This window comes from Micromonospora sp. NPDC049679 (genome assembly GCF_040659735.1).
Lineage (GTDB): Bacteria > Actinomycetota > Actinomycetes > Mycobacteriales > Micromonosporaceae > Micromonospora_I.
Genome location: NZ_JBFANZ010000046.1, coordinates 24,607 through 31,638, shown reverse-complemented (window position 1 = coordinate 31,638; position 7,032 = coordinate 24,607). Strand labels below are relative to the sequence as shown.

The 7,032-nt window shown below is 72.0% G+C and carries 5 protein-coding genes and 1 pseudogene; 1 reads left to right on the top strand and 5 read right to left on the bottom strand.

What is annotated here, in order from left to right:
- Positions 1-85 precede the first annotated feature (85 nt).
- The 4 genes and pseudogenes from AB0J06_RS23215 to truB form a co-directional block, all read right to left on the bottom strand.
- Positions 86-2,302 (bottom strand): annotated as a pseudogene (locus AB0J06_RS23215) (polyribonucleotide nucleotidyltransferase); the annotation flags it as partial.
- 231 nt (positions 2,303-2,533) lie between these two features.
- Positions 2,534-2,803, bottom strand: coding sequence for a 30S ribosomal protein S15 (gene rpsO / locus AB0J06_RS23210; protein ID WP_357431244.1), 270 nt, complete (start codon positions 2,801-2,803; stop codon positions 2,534-2,536).
- Positions 2,804-2,964: 161 nt separating this feature from the next.
- On the bottom strand, positions 2,965-3,909 hold the full coding sequence (locus tag AB0J06_RS23205; RefSeq protein WP_357431242.1) for a bifunctional riboflavin kinase/FAD synthetase: 945 nt from the start codon (positions 3,907-3,909) through the stop codon (positions 2,965-2,967).
- 76 nt (positions 3,910-3,985) lie between these two features.
- A complete protein-coding gene (truB, locus tag AB0J06_RS23200) occupies positions 3,986-4,870 on the bottom strand; it encodes a tRNA pseudouridine(55) synthase TruB (RefSeq protein WP_357431240.1) in 885 nt (294 codons plus the stop codon).
- Positions 4,871-5,011: 141 nt separating this feature from the next.
- On the opposite strand from truB, the gene AB0J06_RS23195 reads away from it, so the two are divergent.
- Positions 5,012-5,350, top strand: coding sequence for a hypothetical protein (locus AB0J06_RS23195; protein ID WP_357431238.1), 339 nt, complete (start codon positions 5,012-5,014; stop codon positions 5,348-5,350).
- Here AB0J06_RS23195 and AB0J06_RS23190 read toward each other — a convergent pair.
- Positions 5,316-6,659 (bottom strand): MATE family efflux transporter, encoded by a 1,344-nt coding sequence (locus AB0J06_RS23190; RefSeq protein WP_357431236.1) that lies wholly within the window; start codon positions 6,657-6,659, stop codon positions 5,316-5,318. The genes AB0J06_RS23195 and AB0J06_RS23190 overlap by 35 nt on opposite strands.
- Positions 6,660-7,032 lie beyond the last annotated feature (373 nt).

Sequence of the window (7,032 nt, the reverse complement as noted above, 5' to 3'; positions counted from 1 at the left end):
CTGCTCGACCAGTTCGCCCGCAAACAGGCCCGGGACGTGCACGCGGTGGTGGAACTCAAGGCGCGCTACACCGGCGTGAAGGCGCCGCTGGACGCTCTTCGGCCGCCGCCGGCGCCTCTTCGCCCTCGGGGCGCACCTTGTCGAGGTAGATCTTGCCCCGGGCGTCGATGTCGGCGATCTGGACCTCGACCCGGTCGCCCACGTTGAGGAAGTCCTCGACGCGCTCGACCCGCTTGCCGTCGCCCACCTTGGAGATGTGCAGCAGACCGTCGCGGCCGGGCAGCAGGGAGACGAAGGCCCCGAACGCCGCGGTCTTGACCACGGTGCCGAGGAACCGGTCGCCCGTCTTCGGCATGGTCGGGTTCGCGATCGCGTTGATCCGGTCGACCGCGGCCTGGGCCGAGGGGCCGTTGGTCGCGCCGACGTAGATCGTGCCGTCGTCCTCGATGGAGATCTCGGCGCCGGTCTCGTCCTGGATGGCGTTGATGGTCTGGCCCTTCGGCCCGATCACCATGCCGATCTTGTCGACCGGGATCTTCACCGTGGTGACCCGCGGCGCGTAGTCGGACATCTCGGCCGGCGCCTCGATGGCCCGCTCCATGACGCCGAGGATCGTGTGCCGGGCGTCGTGCGCCTGCTGCAGCGCGGCGGCGAGCACGTCGGACGGGATGCCGTTGAGCTTGGTGTCGAGCTGGAGCGCGGTGACGAACTCCGCCGTGCCGGCGACCTTGAAGTCCATGTCACCGAACGCGTCCTCGGCACCGAGGATGTCGGTCAGTGTCACGTACTCGGTCTTGCCGTCGACCTCGTCCGAGATCAGGCCCATCGCGATGCCGGCGACCGGCGCCTTCAGCGGCACACCGGCGGAGAGCAGGGCCAGCGTCGAGGCGCAGACCGAACCCATGCTGGTGGAACCGTTGGAGCCGAGCGCCTCGGAGACCTGGCGGATCGCGTAGGGGAACTCCTCGCGCGCCGGCAGCACCGGGATCAGGGCCCGCTCGGCGAGCGCGCCGTGACCGATCTCGCGCCGCTTCGGCGCACCGACCCGGCCGGTCTCACCGACCGAGTACGGCGGGAAGTTGTAGTTGTGCATGTAGCGCTTGGACTTCTCCGGCGCCAGCGTGTCGAGCGTCTGCTCCATGCGGAGCATGTTGAGGGTCGTGACGCCGAGGATCTGCGTCTCGCCCCGCTCGAACAGCGCGCTGCCGTGCACCCGCGGCAGCACGCCGACCTCGGCGGTCACCTGGCGGATGTCGCGGGGACCCCGACCATCGATGCGAACCTGGTCACGCAGCACCCGCGTGCGCATCTCGGATTTGGTCAGCGACCGGAACGCGGCGCCGATCTCCTTCTCGCGCCCTTCGAACTGCGCGGAGAGCTGCTCGTACGCCTTTTCCTTGACGCGGTCCAGGGCCTCCTCGCGGTCCGCCTTGCCGGCGATCCGCAGCGCCTCGGCGACCTCACCGCGCACGGCCGAGGCGACCGCCTCGAAGACGTCGTCGGTGTAGTCGAGGAAGACCGGGAACTCGGCGACGGGCTTCGCGGCGACCTCGGCGAGCTCGCTCTGCGCGCGGCACAGCTCGCGGATGGCCGGCTTGGCGGCCTCCAGGCCGCTGGCGACGACCTCCTCGGTCGGCGCGGGCGCGCCGCCAGCGACCAGCGCGACGGTGTTCGCGGTGGCCTCGGCCTCGACCATCATGATGGCGACGTCACCGTCGGGCAGCGCCCGGCCGGCCACGACCATGTCGAAGGTGGCCCGGCTCAGCTCCTCGTGGGTCGGGAAGGCGACCCACTGGCCGTCGATGTGGGCCATCCGGGTCGCCCCGATCGGGCCGGAGAACGGCAGGCCGGAGAGCTTGGTCGACATCGACGCGGCGTTGATCGCGACGACGTCGTAGGGGTGCTGCGGGTCGAGCGCGAGGATGGTCTCGACGACCTGCACCTCGTTGCGCAGACCCTTGACGAAGCTGGGGCGCAGCGGCCGGTCGATCAGGCGGCAGGTGAGGATCGCGTCCTCGCTGGGGCGCCCCTCACGGCGGAAGAACGAACCGGGGATCCGGCCTGCGGCGTACATCCGCTCCTCGACGTCGACGGTCAGGGGGAAGAAGTCGAAGTGCTCCTTCGGCTGCTTGCCCGCGGTGGTCGCGGAGAGGACCACGGTCTCGCCGAGTTGGGCGATGACGGAGCCGGCGGCCTGCCGGGCGAGGCGGCCGGTGGAGAAGGTGATCTCACGGGTGCCGAAGGACCCGTTGTCGATCACGGCCTTGCTGTTCTTGTCGCCGAAACTGTTCTGTTCGGTCATCAGTGCGTTGTACTCCTCTACGTCGTGGGACCACGACCTCGGGGAGCTGCTCAGACGGCCGGTCTTCGATTGAAGCGCCCGGGGGAGTCGGCTTTCGCCGACCGGCCCGGGGGCCACTACCGAGGACCGGTGCGCTGACCGGCTCCCTTCACGGGTGGTCGCGCTTGGCCCCTGTACTCGGGTGGTGCGACAGCGGGGAGCGACCGCCGTGGCGATCACTCCCCGCTCAAGTCACCTCCGCAGGCCGAGCCGCTCGATCAGCGCCCGGTAGCGGTTGATGTCCTTCTTCTGCATGTAGTTGAGCAGTCGCCGGCGGCGACCGACCAACAGAAGCAGACCACGACGGCTGTGGTGGTCGTGCTTGTGCACCTTGAGGTGCTCGGTGAGCTCAGCGATCCGCTTGGTGAGGACGGCCACCTGCACCTCGGGCGAACCGGTGTCACCCTCGGCGGTGGCGTACTCCTGGCGGATCTTGGCCTTGGCTTCCTGGTCGAGCGCCATCTTCTCCCTGTTCTGTGGGGGGTTTTCCGCAACAAACCTCGCACCCGCGGCGTCGTGCAGGCACGCGAGGCCCATCGTCGGCAAATCCGACGTCCCGCCCAGGCTACCAGTCCGCCGGGGCGGATATCCGCACCCCCGACCAACCGGGTGTCCCCGCGCGACTACTCCGCGGGCTCGCCCAGGGTCTCCCGCGTGCGGACGACGTCCTCGGTGATCTGCGCCACCAGCGGCTCGATCCCCTCGTACCGGCGCTGCTCCCGCAGGTGCGCGACGAAGTCGAGGCCGAGCCGCTCGCCGTAGAGGTCCCCCTCGAAGTCCAGGACGTACGCCTCCACCCGGCGCTCCCGCCCGGAGAAGGTGGGGTTGGTGCCGATGGAGACCGCGGCCGGCAACCGGGACCCGTGGGCGCCGCCCCGGACCAGCCAGGCGGCGTAGACCCCGTCGGCCGGCACCGCCGCGTGGCGGTGGGTGAGCAGGTTGGCGGTGGGAAAGCCCAGCTCGCGACCGCGCTGGTCGCCGCGGACCACGACGCCCTCCACCCGGTGCGGGCGGCCGAGCGCCGCGGCCGCCGCCACCACATCGCCCGCGTCGACGCAAGCCCGGATGTACGTGGAGGAGAAGACCGTGCCGTTGTCCGAGACGAGCGGGGCATCCTCGACGCCGAAGCCGAAGGTCCGGCCCAACTGTTCCAGCAGCGCCACCGTGCCGGCGGCCTTGTGGCCGAAACGGAAGTTCTGCCCCACGACGACGAGCGCGGCGTGCAGGTGCTCGACGAGGATGTCGTGCACGAACCCCTCGGCCGGAACGCGGGAGAACTCCGGGGTGAACGGCACCACGCAGAGCACATCGACGCCGAGCGCCTCGATCAACTCGGCCTTGCGCGCCGGCTCGGTCAGCACCGCCGGGTGCGAGCCGGGACGGACCACCTCGGCGGGGTGCGGGTCGAAGGTCACCACGACCGACTGGACGCCGAGGTCCCGGGCGCGCTTGACCGCGTGCCCGATCGTCGCCTGATGACCCCTGTGCACGCCGTCGAAGACCCCGATGGTGACGACGGAGCGCCCCCAGCCACCCGGCGCTGCCTCGAAGCCCCGCCACCGCTGCATGACGCTCCCCTAACTTCCCGGTCCACTTACTTCCGTGCCCGCCGCCCGGCGCCGGGCCGGACCATCGCGCGACGGCTCAGGCGGGCGCCAGCACGATCTCCGCCCGTGCCCGACCGTCCCGCTCGCTGACGACCGCGAGCAGTCCCCCGTCGGGATCGAAGACCGCGTACGGGCCGGCGATGCCGATCTCCGTGAGCGGTCCTCCGTGCGAGAGCACCTTAGCCTCATCGGCGGAGGCGACCCGGCGTGGGAAGAACCGGTCGGCCGCCGCCGCCAGCGGCAGGTTGACGACCTCGGGGGCGCGCTCCTCCAACTCCTCGAGGGTGACCGCCTCGGCGAGCGTGAACCCGCCGACGGTGGTGCGGCGCAGCGCGGTGAGGTGACCGCCGACCCCGAGCGCCGTACCGAGATCGCGGGCGAGCGCCCGGATGTAGGTCCCTGAGGAGCAGGCCACGTCGACGTCCACGTCCACCACGTCGGGCTCGGGACGCCGGATGGCGAGCAGATCCAGGCGGGAGACGGTCACCCGGCGGGCGGCCAACTGCACCTGTTCGCCCTCGCGTACCCGCTTGTAGGCGCGCTGGCCGTCCACCTTGATCGCGCTCACCGCGCTCGGCACCTGGTCGATCTCGCCGGTCAGCGGGGCGAGGCCGGCGCGGACGGCCTCGTCGGTCACCTGGCCGGCCGGGGTCGTGGCGACCACCTCACCCTGGGCGTCGTCGGTGATCGTCGACTGCCCGAGCCGGATCGTGGCGGTGTAGGACTTGCCCGACCCGATCACGTACGTGAGCAGCCGGGTCGCCCGGTTGACGCCGATGATCAGGACCCCGGTCGCCATCGGGTCCAGCGTCCCGCCGTGACCGACCCGCCGGGTGCGTGCCAACCGCCGTACCCGCGACACGACGTCGTGCGACGTCATACCGGCCGGCTTGTCCACCACGATCAGACCATCTGCGCTCACACCCGCCAAGCCTGCCAGACCGAGCTCGCGGGTTGTCGCGCGGCCGCCACCGGTGATACCACCCGAACGGATCTTCCGGGCAGCGCTGACCCGATGCCATGATCCTCGTCTGCCGCGCCCACCACGCCGACGGGGAACTCCGTGACCACCAGCGCCGACGAGCCTCCCGACGACCACGCACCCCTGCCGGCCCACGCCACGCGCGAGCGGGTGGAGCTTCCCGAATGGATGCGTAACCCGCCGCCCCCACGGATGACGCTGGGCCGACGCTGGTCGCGGTGGGTGTCCGCGCGGCCGCGGTTGCAGGCGGCGCGGGAGGCGTGGTGGGCATGGCGGGACAGGTCCCGGCTGAGCGACCGCTACCCGCGGGCGACGCCTGTCATCTCGTTCGTGATCGTCGCGGTCACCGCAACGGTCCTGGTGGCCGGGGCGCTGTACCTGTCCGTCAGGATTTTGACGGGTGCAGGGTCGGGCCGATGACCACCCAGCGGCCGGAGCGCAGCCGCAGCAGCAACGCCACCAGACGGGCCACGACGAAGAGCGTCAGCCCGGCCCAGATGCCGCCGAGCCCGAGGTCGAGCGCGTAGGCGGCCCAGATCGCCGGCAGGAACGCGCCGAGCGCCGCGACGATCGTGAGGTTGCGCAGATAGCGGACGTCCCCCGCGCCGATCAGCACGCCGTCAAGGGCGAACACCACCCCCGCGAGCGGCTGCATCGCCACGAACCACGGCCACGCGATCATGGCCTGGCGGTGCACCTCCGGGTCGTTGCTGAACCAGGTCGGCACCGTGCCGGCTCCAGCCGCGATGAGCAGCGCGAAGGCGACGCCGCAGACAGCGCCGATCAGCGCGATGCGCCGCGCCAGCCAGCGCGCCCCGGCCTCGTCACCGGCGCCGAGCGCCGCGCCGACCAGGGACTGCGCCGCGATCGCGACGGCGTCCAGGGCGAGGGCCGTGAAGAACCAGAGCTGCAGGGCCACCTGGTGGGCGGCGACCGCCGCGGTGCCGAACCGGGCTGCCACCGCGGTCGCGGAGAGGAAGCTGGCCTGGAAGGCCGCGCCGCGGACGAGCAGGTCGCGACCGAGGACGAGTTGCCGGGCGATCACCGCGGGTTGCGGACGCAGCGACACCCGCTCGGCGACGAGGGCGCCGACGAAGAGGAGACCGGAGACGGTCTGTGCGAGCGCGTTGGCGACGGCGGAACCGACCAGGCCGAGACCGAGCGGGTAGACCAGCACCGGGCAGAGCACCGCGGAGAGCACGTTCGCGCCGAGCACGTAGCGCAGCGGCCGTCGGGTGTCCTGCACGCCGCGCAGCCAGCCATTGCCGGCGGCGGCGAGGAGCAGACCGGGGGCGCCCAGCGCCGCGATGCGCAGCCACTGCGCGGCGGCGCCGGCCACGTCGGAGCCGCCACCGGCGAGGGCACGGGTCACCGGCCCGGCAAGAGCCTGCAGGCCGAGTGCGAGGAACAGTCCGACGGCGAGCGCCAGCCAGGAGGCCTGGACTCCCTCCCGCACGGCGGCGGCCCGGTCGCCGGCGCCGAAGCGGCGGGCGGAGCGGCCGGTCGTGCCGTACGCCATCACGGTGCCGAGCCAGGCGGCGACCGTCATGACCGTGCCGCCGACCGCGACGGCGGCGAGCGGCACCCGCCCGAGATGACCGACGACCGCCGTGTCGACGAGCACGTAGAGCGGTTCGGCGGCGAGAACGACGAGGGCGGGCAGCGCGAGACCGGCGATTCGCCGGAGGGAGGCGGCGGAGACCGGGGTGTCGGTGGCGGCGGGGCTCATCGCCTCGCATCGTCACATGCCAGACGTAAGGGATGCAAACCCTTGAGCTACTTACATGTACAGCCGCTTTCCCGGTCTTCGCCGGGCGCGGTCCCGGTCACGGCCGGACGGAGACCCGGCCGGCCGTCACCGGGAGGAACCGTCGCTCACTGGCGGGTGTCCATCGACGTCTGCAGGGCACGCCGGGCCTGCTCACGGGCGTCGTCGGTGGTTTCCGGCTTGGGCTTGGTCGGCATCTGAAGGGTCCTTCCAGGGTGCGCCGGGCGCACTCGGGCGCGCCAGCGGCGGGCGATGGTGCTGAACGCCGGCTGCGGCCATCCGGGATCACCGGAGAGGTTGGCCGGGGCAGCGTGAGCCCGGGTCGGTGGACCCT

Excerpts from the sequence above, each read along its gene's own strand:
- rpsO (WP_357431244.1), bottom strand. The coding sequence starts at position 2,803 with ATGGCGCTCGACCAGGAAGCCAAGGCCAAGATCCGCCAGGAGTACGCC.
- AB0J06_RS23205 (WP_357431242.1), bottom strand. The coding sequence starts at position 3,909 with ATGCAGCGGTGGCGGGGCTTCGAGGCAGCGCCGGGTGGCTGGGGGCGC.
- AB0J06_RS23190 (WP_357431236.1), bottom strand. The coding sequence starts at position 6,659 with ATGAGCCCCGCCGCCACCGACACCCCGGTCTCCGCCGCCTCCCTCCGG.